Here is a 17453-nt window from a genome sequence, read left to right as displayed (position 1 = left end):
ATAGTTAAAAAATGGAAAAATTAGCAAGTCTTATTATCATCATTGGCACCTTCTTATGGCTGTTTAGTATTTTCGCCCTCGAAGGACGTTGGCAATGGCAGATGTTCTCGGCTCTTGTGCTGATAGTTGGTATTTTCTGTGCGCATTTCTGGGAAGAACTACGAGACACCGAAGACTCAGGTGAAGAGTGAGAATTAGCCATCAGCAGTCAGCAGTCAGTTAAGAGTGGAAACCCGTATGAATCAAAAACTTCTTATAACTGATGGCTGATAGCCGATAGCCAAGAAAGGAGAACATTCAATTTGGCGAGAGAAAGAGTATCACAAGCAGATGAATGGCAAGCTTGGGCACAGCGATACGACATTGAAGGCGGTATCCGTACCTTTGAGTCGGGGCTAACAGTCAAGGTGTTTGTTGGAGCACTTTTCGTTGGCTTGCTGATGATGCCGGGTTCCATTTATCTCAGTTATGTATCCGGTGAATCCGGTGCTGGCGCAGCACCTTGGGTTGCCGTTATTCTATTCACTGAGCTCGCGCGGCGTTCCTTTACAACTGCCCGGCGACAGGAGCTTTACATGCTCCTCGGGTTAACAGGTGCAGCTGTCGGAAGTGGGCTTCAGTACCGGAACTTTATCTGGTACGCCTACTTTGTTAACACCCCGCAGGCGGCATCCTACGAAATCGCGGATAAGATTCCAGAGTGGATTGTACCCGCAGGCGATTCCGTCGGCGTGCTCACGCGAAGTCTCATACATCCAGACTGGTTCCTGCCTATCGGTATCTATCTCATAGGAAAACTCTTGGGTACCCTGCGTTTTGTCAGCGGACAGTATATTCTGTTCCGGCTCACGGCGGACCTCGAGCGACTCCCATATCCGATGGCACCGATTAGTGCCCAAGGGGCAACAGCACTCGCAGAAACGACAGGTAAAGAAGAGACGTGGCGCTGGCGGGTTTTTTCTATTGGCTCAATGGCAGGACTTATCTGGGGCTTCCTTTACATCGGTGTGCCTGCACTCACCGGTGTCATGATGAGTCAGCCGATTCAGATTCTGAAGATCCCGTGGATAGATTTCACACAGAGTATAGAAGGTTTCGCACCAACGGGTGTTTTCGCCTTCCGAACCGACTTTGGACAAATGCTCTTCGGGTTCGTGCTACCGTTTCCAATTGTGATGACAGAATTTATTGCCGCAATGGCGACGCAATTTGTCTTGAACCCACAAATCCTTTACCGGTATGAGATTCTCCACCAGTGGTCTCCGGGTTTGGATGTTCGTGGTGTCGAGTTGTTCAACAGACTGGATTTCTGGCAGAGTGCCGGCATGGGGAAATCCTTTAGCTTCGCCATCGCAGGTATGGCGGCTTCGGTTCCGATGCTCTTTAAAATGCGGAGGACTCAGAAAACTGCAGGCGAACGCGGCACCTTTGCTCCGCCTCCGAACCGTGGCGATTTCCCGATATGGTTGATGGGATTAATGTGGCTCCTCGGTATGGGTGGATTTGTATGGCTCATTCACTGGATGGTCCCGAACTTCCCGTTGAGTTTCCTGTTAGGCTACGCTTTCCTGTATACACCGATCAATTCGTATATTACCGCACGGACCTTCGGTGTATTGGGGCGCGACCTATTTGAGATACCGTATTTACACGAAATTACCTTTATTTTGAGCCGCTATGAAGAGGTAGATATCTGGTTCGCGCCACTCCCAGACGAAGATTATGGACGCGGCACCCAGAGTTGGCGAGTCCTTGAATTGACAGGAACGACCTTCACTTCAAATCTCGCTGGCACACTGTTGATTATGCCGATCCTACTTGTCAGTGGAATTGTGGTGCTTCACTTTATCTGGAAGATTGCACCCATTCCCAGTGCACAATATCCATTCGCACAGATGATGTGGCCCATTAACGCCACAAATGAGTGTCTCTGGAAAACGTCGCTGCGGGATGGAAATAGCCAAATGCTTCAAGCAATTCGGGGAGATTACATCGCTGCCGGATTTACGGGAAGCCTCGCGATCTATGGAATGTTGTGGGTATTCAAACTACCCTCAATGTGGTTCTACGGTATTGTCGGTGGCATCGGCGCAGATCCAGGAAGTATGGTTACCCGGCTACTTGGTGCAATTATCGGGCGGTTCTACATGATCAAGCGATTTGGAATGCGGCGTTGGTACATGTTCAACCCGGTACTTGCGGCAGGGTTTGCCTGCGGTGTCGGGCTGATCGGTATGGGAACCGTAGCAATTGCACTTGTCTCTAAAGCCGTAATCGTCAAACCGTTTTAATTTTTCCTTGCGGAGAAAACACTGAACATTCGGCCTTGACGTGTATTCCTCAAATGCGCCTGCGTGTTTAGGGTGTTTCTGCGGATTTCTGCGGATTGTCGCAGGCTACGCGGTTTGGTGATAAAATTAAAGATCACACAAAACCGGTAGTCCGTAACGTAGTGGAGGGGTTTTGCTTGGGTGTTTCTTCAGGTCTACGTAAAGGAAACCCATTATGAGACCCACTTCACCGAACCGCAAGGAAAATTAAAATATGGACTGGACACTTTTTGGCTGGGCAGGCATAGAACTGGAAATTCCCACAACATGGGAACTGAGTGGACTCAGTGGAGATCAGAAAACAGGATATCTCCGGCTCGATGATCCAGAGATGCCTCGTCTTGAACTCAAATGGGCGCATACCCGACGCAAAAAGCCAGACCTCCATGCAACGCTCGACGAATACTTCAAGTTGATTCGCAAGACGTATAAGAAGGGCACCGAACTCTCCTTCCGCCGGAACGTTAATCTCATCAAAGAAGAGGAATTCTTTGATGGACGCACCGTTCTCGGTTTCAGTTGGAAGGGGAGTATTCGTGCGAATGGGCTGATTTTTCACACCGGCAAACGAATTACAATCGTACAGGTGATGGGACGGCTCAAGGAGAATTGGCGACCTACGGTTCTTCGGATTTTCAAATCAATTACAGACCGCGGGGACGCGCCGCTAACGCTCTGGAGTGCTTACGGACTTAAGTTAGGGGTTCCGAAAGAATATAAGTTGGAAAGTCAGAAATTGCTCAGTGGTTACCTGTTGTTTGCCTTCGTTGCAAAGCCCGTTCGCTTTCAGCGTGCAGTCAGGCTTGCGAAACTGGCAAGCAGTCGCCTACGAAATAATGGTTCTATAGAAGATCGTAGGGGTGAGCTAACCTTGCGGAAACACCCAAGCAAAAACCCCGTCCCCGACAAAGGACGACTGAGTGTGGAACGATACGGACCAGCAGAAGTGATGCTAAGCGACCATAAAGATGCCGAAAATCCATTAGAGGCATGGTTTCGTGCCAAATACGCAAAAGCCATTCGTGGCTATGGGTTTGAAGTAACATCCGATACAGATTCGGCGGATGAACGCCTGACGCTTATTGGGGAACAGACGCGGCTCTATGATGGTGTACCATTCAGTCCGGTGCTGATGTTTGATAAGTTATCCAAAAGGACAGCACTTGTATTTCATCTATGGCGATGCAACCAGTCCAACCGTATCTATGTCATCCAGTCCATCGGTAGTACCGATGCGCGTTCGACCGTTCAAAAAGTTGCTGAAAGTATTGAATGCCACTAATAGTTATCAGTTATCGGTTTTCAGTTAAGAGGTATTCGTTTAACAAAAGCCTCTTGTAACTGATGACAGAAAGAAAATCTGCTCATGCAGATTTTCGTACCGACAACCATTAAAAAATGCTAAACAGAATTCTATACGCTCTCAAACTCAAGAAACGTCCGGAGATGGATCGGACTCGGATCATGAAGTCGTTTCCTGTTCGGAACCAGTTGATAAACTGGGAGATAGACGACAAAGGCGAAGCCTCACTCGTTGTTCCACAGAAAGACAAACTCTGGACCCGACTCGCCAGCAAACTTTTTATGCTCCCCGATAAAAGGGTTATTGTATTAGATTCCATCGGAACTTATGTGTGGAAGATGTGCGACGGTAAGCATACCATTTCACAGATTATAAAGGGAGTCCAAAACCAGTACCAGTTGACTCGGAAAGAAGCGGAAACGTCCCTCTTTACGTTTATGCAGCAGCTTGGCAAACGGAATTTTATAGGGTTCGCCATTCCGAACCCGCAACAGAACGCCCCTGTAACGCCCGAACCTGAAAAACAGGGTATTTTTGGATTCCTACAGAGACGGTAAGTCGTTTTGGGAACTTGTAGCATAATCTGTTAGATTGTGCAGCTTTAACGAAATTGGAGCCTGCAACAACGGCGCAGGCGGATATACGGAGAGGAGTGTTGGTCACTCAACCCACCTCACCAAACCGCAAGGAATAATTAAAAAATGAATATACCAACAGAAATCGGCGATGTTAATGCCATTCTTGCCGAAACGCCAGAAAAGTTCCAACGCATTCTTCCGAAGGAGAATACAGTTCGCGTCAGGAACCTCATCAAGCGATATGAAATGGGAACGCAGACCGTGGATGCTCTCCGCGGTGTTAATTTCCAAATCCAGCGCGGTGAATATATCTCTATTATGGGTCCCTCCGGTTCAGGAAAATCGACACTTTTCAACATGATTGGTGGTTTAGACAAACCGACCGAAGGTAGAGTCTACATCGACGAGGTGGACATCGCGCAACTTGACGCGTACGAACTCGCATGGCTCCGCTGCCGAAAAATCGGCTATATTTTTCAATCGTTCAATCTCATTCCAGTTATGACAGCACTCGAAAACGTTTCGCTTCCGATGATCTTCGCCGGTATGAGTGCCGACGAAAGCAGAGAAAAAGGCATTGACCTCCTCACACTCGTCGGACTTGGTGATCGCGTGCAACATAAACCGTTAGAACTCTCCGGTGGACAACAACAACGTGTCGCAATCGCACGTTCGCTTGCAAACGACCCCGCAATTGTTCTCGCCGATGAACCGACGGGAAACTTGGACACCAAAACTGGACTCGAAATCATTGCCCTACTCCGTCGACTTAATGCTGAAAACGGCGTAACCATCATCACCGCGACGCACGATCATAAAATGTTAGATGTCTCCGATCGCATCTTCCACATGGCAGATGGTAAAGTGGACAAGATTGAGTCGCGCGATGAGATTGATCTCCACGTCGGTAAATTAGATGGTGAGGAAGTCGGATAGATGGTTGTCAGCAGTCAGCAGTCGGCAGTCAGTGTGTGGCATGTAAAAGTTGCAGAACTGCCACAAGATGTCTTTGCTGAAAACCGATAGTTTCCGATAACCACTCAAATGAACATCTACAAACGCTTAGGCATTCGCACAGTCATCAACGGCAATGCGACGCTCACACGGCTCGGTGGTTCGATTATGCCATCTGAGGTGGTCGCGGCGATGTCAGACGCTGCCAAGCACTTTATAGACATCATCGAACTCCAAAAACGGGTCGGGGAAGAGATTGCGAAACTCACTCACAACGAAGCGGCGTATGTCTCCTGTGGTGCCGCTGCTGCCTTGACCCTCAGCGCAGCGGCGTGTATCACCGGACTCGACCCTGACAAGCGCGAAAAATTGCCCCACCTTGATGCATCAATGAAAAGCGAAGTCATTGTGCATCGTCACGGGCGTGTCGGATACGATTACGCCGTTCGGCAGGTCGGCGTCACATTTATAGAGATAGGCAACGAAAACGGGACAACTCCTGACGAGTTAGAAAACGCCATTACGGAAAAGACCGCCGCAATCTTTTACTTCGCAAACCCCAGCAGAGAACACCTCTGGGTGCCTTATGAAGAAGCCATCGCTATTGCCGAAAGGCACAACGTCCCCCTCATTGTTGATGCCGCCGCACAGTTACCACCCCCAGAAAACTTATGGCAGTTCACACAGATGGGTGCTGATTTGGCACTCTTTAGTGGCGGGAAAGGTTTGTGCGGACCACAGAGTAGTGGGTTAATTGTCGGCAAAAAATCGTTGATTGAGGCTATCGCCTTCAACGGACCGCCGCATCCATTTATCGGTCGAGGCATGAAAGTCGGGAAAGAAGAACTGGTAGGGCTCCTCGCCGCAGTCGAATGGTATCTGAATCAAGACCATGATAAACTACAGCAATCTTACGAGGATCAAGTTACCTATTACGATGAAGTGTTCTCGGACATCGAAGGCGTTACGGTGCACCGTATCTTCCCCTCCGAAGCCGGACAACCGATGCCCCGCACTGAAATCCGATTTGATGCGGAACAACTCGGCATCACACGGAACGAAATCCTTCAGCAACTTGCAGAAGGTGAACCCTCTATTGACATTCCAGGATCAGGAGAAAACGGTGTCATCATCAATGGACAGACGCTAATGCCCGGAGAGGTAGAAAAAATTGCCCAAAGACTAAAGGAAATTCTCGATGGAACTTAACAATGGTATTCGCCTGACGTGGCTCGGACACTCCACCTTTAAAATCGAAGCAGATGGACAAACGCTCCTCATAGACCCATGGGTAACCAACAACCCTGTGTGTCCTGATGCGCTCAAGACCTTCGACAGTCTCGATGTTATCCTCATAACGCATGGACACGCAGATCACATTAGCGATGCAGTACCACTGGCGAAAAAACATACACCGACAGTTGTGTCTATCGTTGAAATCGCAGGATGGCTTGGTAAACAGGATGTCGAGAACACGATCGGTATGAATAAGGGTGGGACTGTCTCTGTCGGCGGCGTGAAAGCAACGATGGTCTCAGCAAATCATAGTAGCAGTTTCACAGAGGAAGACGGTACAACAGTTTATTTGGGGGAACCCGCAGGCTATGTGATTGAATTCGGGAACGGCTACAAAATTTATCATGCTGGGGATACGAACGTGTTCGGGGACATGCGGATTATCGGTGAGATTTACCAACCTGACCTCGCATTGCTCCCTATCGGCGACCATTTCACGATGGGACCGCGTGAAGCCGCCTACGCTGCACAATTACTCAATGTCCCAACGATTCTGCCCATCCATTACGGGACTTTCCCACTCTTGACAGGAACCCCCGAAGAACTCCGTAAATTGACGGCATCTCAGGATGTGGAAATCATTTCATTAGAGGTTGGGGAAACATTAGACTAAGACATTCCGATAGGGACCGTGGAGACCAAAGGCATTCACGGTCTTCAACAAGTCCTGCGGGTTTCCGGTATCGTAACGCTCACCTGCGACGCGATACCCGTACATGCCTTCCTGTTTAATCATTTCCGACATTGCATCCCGCAGTTGAATCTCTCCATGCGTCACAATTCGGTGTCTGTAGTTGTGGTCCAGAATGTCAAAGAGGAGGGGGCTGAGGAGATCAATCCCGAAGTTGCAGAGGTATTGCTGATTAGGAACACCCTCAACACGGAGGTGCTCCCGCGCGAATTCAACTGTCGGTTTTTCGGAGATTTGTGCTAACGTATAAATTCTCGAGGATTCAGTAGAAGAAGTGCCATGAACGATGCCGTTGAGCGAGAGTTCACTCGCATGGCAGAGATCAAGACTCGTGACAGATTGCCCAACTTGTGTGTAGACCTCCGCCAGTTGTTTCGCGCAAGAGACATCTGACTCGGAAATATAGAGATGATCCCCGAGCAGAATCATGACAGGTTCACCAGCGGCGAAATCCCTTGCGCAATAGATGGCGTGCCCAAATCCTTCCGGTTCTGCCTGAATCGCGAAATGCAACCGCTCGCCTATTTCCTCTAACCGATCCGCCTGTGCTGCTAATTCCGCCTTTTCTCGAATCGCATCCGCAACGGTCCCAGAAAAATAGTCGGCAATCGGCTCGACCTGCTGGGGTTGGGCAACGAGACACACCTCTTCCACACCCGCCGTTAACGCTTCCTCAATAATCAACTGAATGATCGGCTTTGCGATACCATCCTGAGCGATAATTGGAAAGAGTGCTTTTGGCACGGCTTTCGTTGCAGGGAAAAGGCGTGTCCCATATCCGGCAATAGGAATAACAGCCTTCTTAATGGTTTTCAGTTGTTGGTCTTCAGTTTTCAGTTTAATATCCATCTGGAACAATTGATTCCTTCTAAGCGTTTTCAGTTTTCAGTTTAAAAGGACACCGGTTCAATAGATGCATTCCTTAACTGACAACCGATAACTGACAACCGATAACCGTTTTTAATTTCTCAATGCTTTGAGGTAACCCCAAGTCGCCGAGAGTTTGCCAGCAGGTTCAACAGGCAATTGATCGCTCTGCGACTCAAAATTCTGTGCAACCTCGTCTTCGTCAAGAATCCGGTCATAAATACGGACGTTATCAATCATACCGATCAGGAATCTACCGTCGTGTTCGCTACCGATACGGCGTTCGTCCATCAGTTCAGGGGTTCCGCCGGCGTTCCCTTCGTCAACCAACTCACCATCAACATAGAGTTTCAACTCATTGTCTTTGGTATTGCTGGTGTAAATGATGTGATACCACCTCTCCTCCTCAGCATTTAAGCGGATTTTCACACCATCGTTCTTATGAACTTGGATTTGGTTGCCCTCAAATTTGAAGTGGACTTTGCCCGCCGCCCACTGCCATGTAGATACGATGCCTTGAATGCCGCCGAACTGTCCTTCAAGCGCATAGCATTCAATACTCACATGCTCAAACTCACCCATCGCAGGGATTTCGATGTAACTGTCGCCTTCAAACTCCAACGCTTCTCCCGTGCCATCAGCCGCACCTTCGACGGATTTAAGAGTGCCTTCGATCTTCGCATCTTTGCCACCAAACACATCTTTGACAGTTTTACCGTCGATATCCGCTTCATTGAGGGTCCACATGGCAACGAGTCCATCTATTACGAAATCTTGTGCATCAGCCGCTGTCACATAGCAGAACACTGTGAGGAGTGCAGCGAGTGCACAGATTATTCTGATATTCCTTAGATACATTTAAATCGCTCCTTTTGATCATAGAAATCAGGCTTCGTTTTGCAAGCACCTATTTTCTATAGGTGCCTTTCTCATTATGCACAACAAGGTAGGCGCAATACGCAGATGAGCCCACACCTTTAAGCGTTACACAACTACTAATAAGACAAACCCATAACTATATCGGTTCGCCAAAACTCACTCAGACATTTTACCGTATAGATTTCAGGTCTGTCAAGTCAATTTGCCTGTGTGTTTGAAGATATCGGCTCTGTCAATTTACGTTCAAGCGTGAGATTGTCCTCGTAAACGGTTTTGATTAACTCTTCAATATCAGGTTCCTGAACGGATATGTCTACAATTTTGAATCGCTGAAGGATTACACCGATGAGATCCGCTGTGCTAATCTCTTCTGGGGAAAATCGGTACTGCACGCGAGCCTCCTCCTGATACACAATGTGCGCGCTGGGAATACTGACATCTGGATACGCTTCGGCATAATCAACACTCAAAATCCGTTCTGTTGAAAGTAAACGCCGAAGTGTGACGAGTTCCCCGTCAAAACGGAGACGCGCGTTGTCAATGAGAATGACACGTTTGCAGAGTTTTTCGACGTCGTCTAAATCGTGTGTCGTTAGCACAACCGTGACCTGCCGTTCAGCGTTAATTTTTTGGATAAACTGGCGAATACGCGCCTTGGCGACGACATCCAAACCGATTGTCGGTTCATCGAGAAACAGAACATCCGGATTGTGGAGCAGGGCGGCGGCGATGTCGGCACGCATCCGCTGACCGAGGCTTAATTGACGAACAGGTGTCCGGAAAAAATCGCCAATACTGAGCAATTCGTCAAACGTCTCCACGTTATAGCGGTATTGCGTCTCTGGAATCCCATAGATACGCTGCAACAACTCAAACGATTCTTCAACGGGTAAATCGAACCACAGATGCGATCTTTGCCCAAATACGACCCCAATGTGTTTAGCGTTTTCTTTTCGCTGACGATGTGGGATATATCCATTCACGGTCACGCTGCCCGATGTCGGCACCAAAATACCAGTCAGCATTTTGATAGTGGTTGACTTTCCAGCACCATTTGGACCCAAATATCCCACAATCTCGCCACGTTCGACGGTGAATGAAATGCTGTCCACCGCTTGGACCACGCGGTGTTTGCGAGAAAAGAGGTTCGCAAAACTCCCAAAAAATCCTTTGCGATGATGATAAACCTTGAAGGTTTTGCTAAGGTTGTCAACTTCAATCATCTTTTAAACTTACCTTGCGGAGAAATAGCCGTCGTTGTGTCTTGTAGTCCGTTTCTCAAATCCGTCCTCCACTCCGTTACGGACTACGGTTCCGACTTTAAGAAAGACCTAATAACCGAAAACCTATTCGTAAGCGTAGTAGAGAGCGGGGAAACCGAAACCCAATAAATTAGTGCCCCGTGCTTTGGTAGTGCAAGACCCCCCATCTCCAAAATAGCATGGTGATACCGAGAAACAGAAAACCGGCACCCGGTGCTAACAGGACACCAATTGGTGAACCTCCTGATGATCCAATTTTTTCGAGCAGAAAAAGGGACGGAAAATAGTTAACACACGCCAACGGGACAATGAAGGTGAAAAAATGCCGAAACCACCACCGATAAATGGAAAACGGGTAACTTCCCATGAAAACGCCGCCGTTCGTGAAGATATTAATAATCTCAATGGATTGGACAGTCCAAAAGCAACTTGTTGCGCCGATTACGAAGAGACCTACAAAAAAACAGGTCCCGCTCACCAGCGAAATGAACAGATACCCTGCCTTGGTAAGTGACCAAGCCACAGTCAACTGCGAATTAGCAATGAGAAACACGACGAGTGCTTGTGCTATCCTCCCTAACCGACGAAGCAGGAATTCATGCGAAAACACTTGAAAGAAAGTGCCAAGAGGACGGATGAGGACCGTATCAAAGTCCCCACGCACAATACTACTCTGAAAGACATCAAAGCCTCGCCCTACCATCTCGGCGACAGCGAAGCAGATACCAATCATGCCGTAGAGGAATCCGACTTCCCATAGACTCCATCCCGCTAACTCTTTAAAACGGTTAAAGAGGAGAGCAACCATGAAAAAATCGATGACAGAGATGCTCGCTTGGGCAAAGAGGTCAAAGACAAACGAGAGTCGATACTCCATCTGTGACCGGATGCGGAGTTTGACAAAATGGAAGTAGAGAGAAAGATGGTGCATTTTTTATTCGTTGTCGGCTGTCTGTTAAGAGGTAATCTGAAACGAGGAAACACCCAAGCAAACACCTTCTTTACCAACCGCTGACTGCTGATTGCTGACTGCTATTCTACTAACCGCCTTGTATCACCAACCGCGAAAAGCCACGGGTTAAGAGAAACCGTCCCAAGCCAATAAAAAAGAGGTTCCACCCCATCTGTTTGCCTATAGCAATCCAGACTTCAATACCTGTAATTTTGCCCAAATAGATACTAAATGGGATGTCAATCAAGCCTTCAAAGGGTAGCCATCTGGCGATGTGTGCCAACCATTCGGGCCATAGCGCAATTGGGACCAACATTCCAGAAAACAGGGTGATTATGGAATAAGACATTCCAGGAATTCCTGTTGTATCCAGCGTCCAGAACCCCGAGCTAAAGATTGTTATCGTGATAGCATTACTCATGAAAACAGCGAGCAGCATTGAAACTGTAAACGCCATCAAAACGGTGGGCTGCTGCGGAATTGTAACCTTGAAGAAGAGCATGCTGATAAGGAAGGTCGGAAATCCCCGCATGAGTAAAAAATAAAAGGCTCTCCCGCACTCATCGGCAAACCAATATGCCTGGAAATCGACAGGTTTGGTTAATTGGAGCGCAACGCTGCCGTCTTTAATCGCGCTTGTAACTTCAGAGCGAGTCCCCCAAAGCGGCATGAGCATGAAAGACACCTGACACAGAACGAAATAGGTGATAATTTCATTCAGACTAAGGGGTTGGGGAACGGTACGCGCTGCGTAGAAAGCAGTATAGACAAAGATATGCACCAGCAGAAAGAAGAAATTAGTCGTCAAGCCTGCGAGGTTTGCGACCCGATATTGCATCCTTCTCTGAAACGATTTCTTTATAAACGCCAGATAGACTTGGAATGCTAAATTGATGCGTTTCATCCGGTCGCGGCACTTAGATCTGCGATGGGCACAGACCGTCCCTTCTCTGCGGATTCGTAGATACCATCAAGCATCTGCATTAGCATAATGCCCTGTTCCGCTGAGGAGATCGGTTCTTTGCCATCAACAACGCATTCTACGAAGTGCTTTACCTCTTCGTCAAAGCCGTTAATCGAAGGCGCGCTAAGTGGTTTATCCAAGTCCTTGCCATCTTCTTCAGTATAAAGGGTGAAGGGACTGAGAGTCGCTCCTGCTTTCGTTCCTGCGACTTTAATGTAGTTGTCACCCGGTAAATTCAGTGCCCACGTTGTTTCAAGGATAATAGTCGCGCCATTTTCAAACCGGATTTGTGCAAAGGTTGCATCATCAACATCGTATTTAACGTCATCAGGCACCAGATGCTTAAAGTGGGAATAGGAGGTCCCCATAACTTCAACCGGTCTTGGAGAATTCATTAGCCACCAGACACAATCTAACGCATGGACCCCAATATCAATGAGAGCACCACCCCCTGCGCGCTCTTTATCGACAAACCACCCTTCCTTGCCGATAGGAACACCACGCCGTCGGACATAACCCGCTTTACCGAAGTAAATTTCACCGAGTTCACCTTCCCGTATCAACTGCTTGAGTCGCTGAGTGCTCCCATCAAACCGCTGCACGAGGGCATACATTAGGGTTTTTTCATTTTCAGCAGCGGCATCCCCCATAGCCTTCGCTTCCTGTGCACTTCGAGCAGGAGGTTTCTCACAAAGCACATGCTTGCCAGCGTTCAATGCGTCAATAGAGATCGGGGCATGAAGAAAATTCGGTAGACAGACGCTAACAGCATCAATATCCTCATTTTTCAACATCTCTAAGTGGCTGGTATACGTATTCGGTATTTTATGTTCCGATGCCACCTGCTTGACCTGCTTCTTATCTAAATCGCAGACAGCAATCACTTCTGAACGCGGATCGGCGGTATAGCCTTTAAGATGTTGCATCCCGGGCCAACCGAGCCCGACGACAGCAGCGCGAACTTTCGTTGTTCGATTTGACACAGCACGTGCTCCTTTATTTATTAGCCGTCAGCAATCAGCAATCAACAAAAAGCAATCAGCAAAAAGCAATCAGCAAAAAGGGCTTTTTAAACGAATACCTCTTATACTGACTGCCGAAAAGTTTTTTCGCAAGAAAAGCCGTGCTGATCGCTGATTGCTAATTTAGTCATGACGCAGTGCCTCTGTTGGGGTGAGACCTGCGGCTTTGTTCGCTGGATAGAGCCCAAAAAATATGCCGATTAATGCGGAAACGCTAAACGCGATCAAAGCGGCTTGGACAGACACAACAGCGGGCCAACTCGCCTTCATGAGTTTTGAAATAACCAAACCGGAAACAGAGGCGAGGCTGCTTCCAATGAAAATGCCAATAAGCCCACCGCAAATGCTTAAAACAATGGCTTCAATGAGGAATTGGATCAGGATGTCGCGACGTTTTGCCCCAAGGGCTTTGCGTAAACCGATTTCACGTGTTCTCTCCGTTACAGAGACCAACATAATATTCATGATGCCGATGCCACCAACGAACAAGGCAACACTCGCAACACCCCCCAAGAGTATTTGTACAATCCGACTGACGTTCCCTACCTGTTTTATAATCTCCTTAGCAGTGAAAAATTCAAAATATTTTTCATCACCGTGTTGTTGTCGCATAGCGACTTTGATTTCAGCGACGGCTTGTTCAACCTTTTCATAACTCTCGGCTTGCGCCCATAAGTAGATCCGGCCTTTCTGCTGCCCAATAAAACGGATTTCCATTGTGGTGAGGGGAATAACCACCCGATTATCCCACCCCTCACTCGCCATACTGTTGCCTTTTTCCTCCATGACCCCAATGACAGTAAACCGTTCCTCGCCGACTCTCAATTCAAGACCAATCGGGTCTTCCCTCTCAAACAGGTCCTTGCGGACTTCAGAACCGATGACACAGACGGGTTCTCTCCGCTCCATGTCACTTTCCGAAATAAATCTGCCAGCTTGAATGTACCAGTTATTAACCTCTTCATAGAAAGGTGTAACGCCTTGGATATTAAGCGACTGATTCACGTGCTTATGCGATACAGTGAAATTCATCTCTGACAACGCTGTCGCTGCTTTAAGAGAGGGACAATTCTCAAGGAGAAAATCCAAATCCTCGTATTCAATGTATTCTGGATGCCTATTTTCGTAGTAGGAACCATCCTCTCTACGAAATTCCCCTTTCCTAAAGCAGACAATCAGTCCTGCCCCGCCGATGCGTTCCAATTCAGCGAGCATAAGATGTTCAGCACCGCCGCCCACAGAAACGACAGCCACAACCGCTGCAATACCGATGATAATTCCGAGGGTTGTGAGCACAGAGCGCAACTTGTTGCGCTGCAGTGCTGACAAACCAACACTAACACCTTGTGTAATCTGCATAATTCTCTAATTCTCGTAGGCGACTCTTATCCTTGAGGTTTCATGGATTCGCCGTGCAACAAAAACGCGCGGATGTCGTAACGCCCAGGACGTTCAATAGGCAACTCTCCGCTTTCGATCATCAAATCCAACGGATTGGCATGCGTCCGCAGCGGTAATTGGACGACTTCGTGCATACGTGCGGACTCATAGATCGCCATTATAATTTCAACAGCAGCGCGCCCATGTTTCGCCTCGCCGCGGTGCTCAGGACCGCCCTCAATCCATTCAACCAGTTCAGTTGCTTGTGCGACGTGCTGATTCCTTCCATCAGACGGACGTTCTTCCCAGTCTGTAGCCTTGTTGTTGAGGAGACGGACGCGTCCCTCCGTCACATCTGCGATACCGTCTGTTCCATAGACGATGCCACCTTGATAGTTCGGTCTACCGATCTCCTGCAAGAGCATGCCGATGCAACCATTTGAAAAGCCAATAATTCCAGCACTCCGATCCTCAATTTGAATATCTCGCTCGTAACGTTCCGTTTTCCGTTCAACGTTACCGATAACCCACTGTGGATCCGGGTCGCCGATGACATAGCGCATCATATCAAAAAGGTGTGAGCAGTCATTCAACAACCCTTGACCACCGTGACAGACAATCTGTCGAGGTTCACCGATTGCCCCTTCAGCAATGAGGTTACGGGCATCCGTCCATGCGGAATTGAAACGACGCTGATGCCCGATGACGACCTTGACATTACTTCGATTCGCGGCGATTAACATTTCATCACATTCACCGAGACTGATACCCATTGGTTTTTCACAGAGCACCGCCTTTGGACTTCGCGCGCACGCTGCGATTGTCATTGGCGCATGGAGCTTATGCCACGTCGCGACACTGACAATATCAAGGTTTTCATTATCCAGCATCTCGCGCGCATCCAAATAACAGTTTTCAGCAGATACGTCGTAGGTGTCTGCAAACTTATCAAGAGCTGCTTGAACTGGATCGGCAAGTGCGACAATCTCGGTTTGCTCAACACCCTGATAGCCACGGGCATGAGCATTGGCGATACCACCACATCCGATAATTCCAACACGATATTTAGATGCCATCTTTTATTTTTCCTTGCGGTTAAGCAATATTTGAGGAAGGATGGAAGAAGGGATGGAAGGGTGTCCCATTCTTCCTTTCTTCCAATCTTCCAATCCAATTTGAAATATATGCTTTACTGACCGGCATTTGTATCCTCACCGAAATGCGAAGAAACAAGGACTAAATCAAGGATATTTACCGTCCCATCACCGTTTACATCCCCTTTAAGGGCTTCTCCAGACTGACCGAATTCGCTCGCAACCAAGACCAAGTCTTGAATATTCACAGTCCCGTCACCATTGACATCCCAAGGTGTTGGAGGTGGTGGCGGTGGTGGCAGCGCTTCTATAGTTGTTGTGGTTGTGACTTCGGCAGTCATTGTGTTATCTGTTTCGGAGGTAACTGTCACATTGATGTCATAATCACCGGGTGTTGTGAATAAGTCCCCTGCCACCTTCAACATTACTTCTGCATCTGCACCGGCTTCAAGTTCAACGGATCTGTCGCTGAGCGCGCCAAGGACACTGCCTTCAATGCCGACCTCTGCTGAGGCTTCAAGCATTACCGTGTCCATCATATTGCCGGTATTCGTGACTTTGAGGGTATAATTTACACCTTCAACGGCATTCATTGTAGAGAGTGCTGTATCTCCTACGATTTCCAAGGACAGACTAACAACTATGGGAACAGGGGGTGTTGATTCCGCTTGTTCTGTGTAGATATAATCATCTATAGGATTGAAATTCCCATTGGAAGCGTTTCCAGCAGCGTAGAAGATAATGGGACCTATATCCGCGTCAGGGGCAGTCCATTGGAATTCCCAACTGTGGGTATCGTTTGTGCCTTGAGCAGTTCCAATAGAAGTGTGTTTAATGTACTGCTTACTATTTGCTTCCGATAACTGCGTAGCCCCCGCAGCATCCACAGCAAACGAACCGGCGCTCGCACCATCGGCATCCAGTGCAGTCATTTCAAATCCCCAACGACTTTGCCCAGTACGCGACAAATCGACGACGATCGTATACACTTCACTCGGGACATAGGTTTCGGGGACAGTTAATATCAGTGAACCACCTGAGACGTTGAGATCATTAGCAGTATGGCATCCTACCTGAGCACAAGTGCCTTCATTGGGGGCTCCTGTCCTCTCATCCGGCGGGCCGGAAGAGAAAGCAAATGCACTGCTACTGCTCGCAATGAAAAACAGTAGAATCAATCCACAAATAGGCAAAATATTTTTTAGATAACTCAAAAAACTTCTCCCCTATGTACACATTAAAAAACGCCCCAACGCCGACTGCTAATCGGCGTTGGTTCGCAGTTAGCTCAACCGGCAAATTGGGGCGTTTTATTTTTCAATAGCAAATTTTGGCTCGCAAGCTTCGCCAAAAAGCATTTTCGCTGCGATACCTACTTAAGGATAACCATCCGTCGGGTCGCAGTGAAATCTGACGTCTGCAGCGTATAGAAGTAGATACCACTCGCGACACGCTCACCTACCGCGTTCTTACCATCCCAATACGCAGCACTCGACGGCGTCATATACGAACCTGTCGGCTGCCAACCCAAATCCAACGAACGCACCAAGTGACCCGATACATTATAAATATCGATCTTCACTTCTGTCGCTTTGTTCAACTGATACGGTATCCACGTTTCAGGGTTGAACGGATTCGGGAAGTTCTGCGCAAGTAACGTGTCTTGCGGCTGAACATCTCCAACATTCAGTTGAAGACTCAGGAACGCATTGCGAATGTCTGACGTCGTCACTGTCCGTTGGAAGGGTCCTGAGACGATCCTGTTGTTGTCGTCGTAAAGTGCGACTTTGAGCTTATCACCCGCTTCAACGACGCTCTTACGGTTCAGGTCTGCCCAGACAGCAGAGGAACGTCTCGCTGCGTTTGTGACGTTCTCCGTGG

At 48.2% G+C, this 17453-nt stretch carries 17 protein-coding genes; 7 read left to right on the top strand and 10 right to left on the bottom strand.

All coding sequences use genetic code 11. The annotated features are described in order from the left end of the window. Positions 1–11: 11 nt before the first annotated feature. From J4G07_05345 to J4G07_05315, 7 genes are all read left to right on the top strand, one after another. Positions 12–191 (top strand): hypothetical protein, encoded by a 180-nt coding sequence (locus J4G07_05345; protein ID MCE2413408.1) that lies wholly within the window; start codon positions 12–14, stop codon positions 189–191. Positions 192–302: 111 nt separating this feature from the next. Then, a complete protein-coding gene (locus J4G07_05340) occupies positions 303–2291 on the top strand; it encodes a hypothetical protein (protein MCE2413407.1) in 1989 nt (662 codons plus the stop codon). A gap of 253 nt (positions 2292–2544) precedes the next feature. Further along, the gene (locus J4G07_05335; protein ID MCE2413406.1) at positions 2545–3612 is read left to right on the top strand and encodes a hypothetical protein; all 1068 of its coding nucleotides are present in this window, start codon (positions 2545–2547) and stop codon (positions 3610–3612) included. Between the two features lie 116 nt (positions 3613–3728). Continuing rightward, the gene (locus J4G07_05330; GenBank protein ID MCE2413405.1) at positions 3729–4190 is read left to right on the top strand and encodes a PqqD family protein; all 462 of its coding nucleotides are present in this window, start codon (positions 3729–3731) and stop codon (positions 4188–4190) included. 144 nt (positions 4191–4334) lie between these two features. Further along, a complete protein-coding gene (locus J4G07_05325; GenBank protein MCE2413404.1) occupies positions 4335–5147 on the top strand; it encodes an ABC transporter ATP-binding protein in 813 nt (270 codons plus the stop codon). A 108-nt stretch (positions 5148–5255) separates the two neighbouring features. Then, entirely contained in the window at positions 5256–6374 is a 1119-nt protein-coding gene (locus J4G07_05320; protein MCE2413403.1) for an aminotransferase class V-fold PLP-dependent enzyme, read from the top strand. Continuing rightward, the gene (locus J4G07_05315) at positions 6364–7074 is read left to right on the top strand and encodes a metal-dependent hydrolase (protein MCE2413402.1); all 711 of its coding nucleotides are present in this window, start codon (positions 6364–6366) and stop codon (positions 7072–7074) included. Before J4G07_05320 ends, J4G07_05315 begins: the two co-directional genes overlap by 11 nt. Here J4G07_05315 and J4G07_05310 read toward each other — a convergent pair. The 10 genes from J4G07_05310 to J4G07_05265 all read right to left on the bottom strand — a co-directional run. Next, positions 7066–8001, bottom strand: a complete 936-nt coding sequence (locus J4G07_05310; GenBank protein ID MCE2413401.1) for an NTP transferase domain-containing protein — start codon at positions 7999–8001, stop codon at positions 7066–7068. The genes J4G07_05315 and J4G07_05310 overlap by 9 nt on opposite strands. 111 nt (positions 8002–8112) lie before the next feature. After that, the gene (locus tag J4G07_05305; GenBank protein MCE2413400.1) at positions 8113–8877 is read right to left on the bottom strand and encodes a LamG domain-containing protein; all 765 of its coding nucleotides are present in this window, start codon (positions 8875–8877) and stop codon (positions 8113–8115) included. A gap of 218 nt (positions 8878–9095) precedes the next feature. Further along, on the bottom strand, positions 9096–10121 hold the full coding sequence (locus J4G07_05300; protein MCE2413399.1) for an ATP-binding cassette domain-containing protein: 1026 nt from the start codon (positions 10119–10121) through the stop codon (positions 9096–9098). A gap of 169 nt (positions 10122–10290) precedes the next feature. Next, complete coding sequence (locus tag J4G07_05295; GenBank protein ID MCE2413398.1) at positions 10291–11091, bottom strand: ABC-2 family transporter protein; 801 nt, start codon at positions 11089–11091, stop codon at positions 10291–10293. A gap of 109 nt (positions 11092–11200) precedes the next feature. Next, positions 11201–12016: an ABC-2 family transporter protein gene (locus J4G07_05290; GenBank protein MCE2413397.1), complete on the bottom strand. Its 816-nt coding sequence runs from the start codon at positions 12014–12016 to the stop codon at positions 11201–11203. Beyond that, positions 12013–13059, bottom strand: coding sequence for a Gfo/Idh/MocA family oxidoreductase (locus tag J4G07_05285; GenBank protein ID MCE2413396.1), 1047 nt, complete (start codon positions 13057–13059; stop codon positions 12013–12015). Before J4G07_05285 ends, J4G07_05290 begins: the two co-directional genes overlap by 4 nt. 162 nt (positions 13060–13221) lie before the next feature. Continuing rightward, positions 13222–14457, bottom strand: a complete 1236-nt coding sequence (locus J4G07_05280) for an ABC transporter permease (protein MCE2413395.1) — start codon at positions 14455–14457, stop codon at positions 13222–13224. A 26-nt stretch (positions 14458–14483) separates the two neighbouring features. Beyond that, positions 14484–15554, bottom strand: a complete 1071-nt coding sequence (locus J4G07_05275) for a Gfo/Idh/MocA family oxidoreductase (GenBank protein ID MCE2413394.1) — start codon at positions 15552–15554, stop codon at positions 14484–14486. Between the two features lie 113 nt (positions 15555–15667). Next, positions 15668–16786, bottom strand: coding sequence for a hypothetical protein (locus J4G07_05270; protein MCE2413393.1), 1119 nt, complete (start codon positions 16784–16786; stop codon positions 15668–15670). Positions 16787–16944: 158 nt separating this feature from the next. Beyond that, on the bottom strand, positions 16945–17453 hold a 509-nt coding region (locus J4G07_05265; protein MCE2413392.1), incomplete at its 5' end, for a T9SS type A sorting domain-containing protein.

The organism is Candidatus Poribacteria bacterium, from assembly GCA_021295715.1.
Lineage (GTDB): Bacteria > Poribacteria > WGA-4E > WGA-4E > WGA-3G > WGA-3G.
This window is presented reverse-complemented; position numbering and strand designations above follow the sequence as displayed.

What these genes read in the sequence shown, in the direction of transcription:
- J4G07_05345 (MCE2413408.1), top strand. Translation starts at nt 12, where the DNA reads ATGGAAAAATTAGCAAGTCTTATTATCATCATTGGCACCTTCTTATGG.
- J4G07_05335 (MCE2413406.1), top strand. Translation starts at nt 2,545, where the DNA reads ATGGACTGGACACTTTTTGGCTGGGCAGGCATAGAACTGGAAATTCCC.
- J4G07_05330 (MCE2413405.1), top strand. Translation starts at nt 3,729, where the DNA reads ATGCTAAACAGAATTCTATACGCTCTCAAACTCAAGAAACGTCCGGAG.
- J4G07_05325 (MCE2413404.1), top strand. Translation starts at nt 4,335, where the DNA reads ATGAATATACCAACAGAAATCGGCGATGTTAATGCCATTCTTGCCGAA.
- J4G07_05320 (MCE2413403.1), top strand. Translation starts at nt 5,256, where the DNA reads ATGAACATCTACAAACGCTTAGGCATTCGCACAGTCATCAACGGCAAT.
- J4G07_05315 (MCE2413402.1), top strand. Translation starts at nt 6,364, where the DNA reads ATGGAACTTAACAATGGTATTCGCCTGACGTGGCTCGGACACTCCACC.
- J4G07_05310 (MCE2413401.1), bottom strand. Translation starts at nt 8,001, where the DNA reads ATGGATATTAAACTGAAAACTGAAGACCAACAACTGAAAACCATTAAG.
- J4G07_05305 (MCE2413400.1), bottom strand. Translation starts at nt 8,877, where the DNA reads ATGTATCTAAGGAATATCAGAATAATCTGTGCACTCGCTGCACTCCTC.
- J4G07_05300 (MCE2413399.1), bottom strand. Translation starts at nt 10,121, where the DNA reads ATGATTGAAGTTGACAACCTTAGCAAAACCTTCAAGGTTTATCATCAT.
- J4G07_05295 (MCE2413398.1), bottom strand. Translation starts at nt 11,091, where the DNA reads ATGCACCATCTTTCTCTCTACTTCCATTTTGTCAAACTCCGCATCCGG.
- J4G07_05290 (MCE2413397.1), bottom strand. Translation starts at nt 12,016, where the DNA reads ATGAAACGCATCAATTTAGCATTCCAAGTCTATCTGGCGTTTATAAAG.
- J4G07_05280 (MCE2413395.1), bottom strand. Translation starts at nt 14,457, where the DNA reads ATGCAGATTACACAAGGTGTTAGTGTTGGTTTGTCAGCACTGCAGCGC.
- J4G07_05275 (MCE2413394.1), bottom strand. Translation starts at nt 15,554, where the DNA reads ATGGCATCTAAATATCGTGTTGGAATTATCGGATGTGGTGGTATCGCC.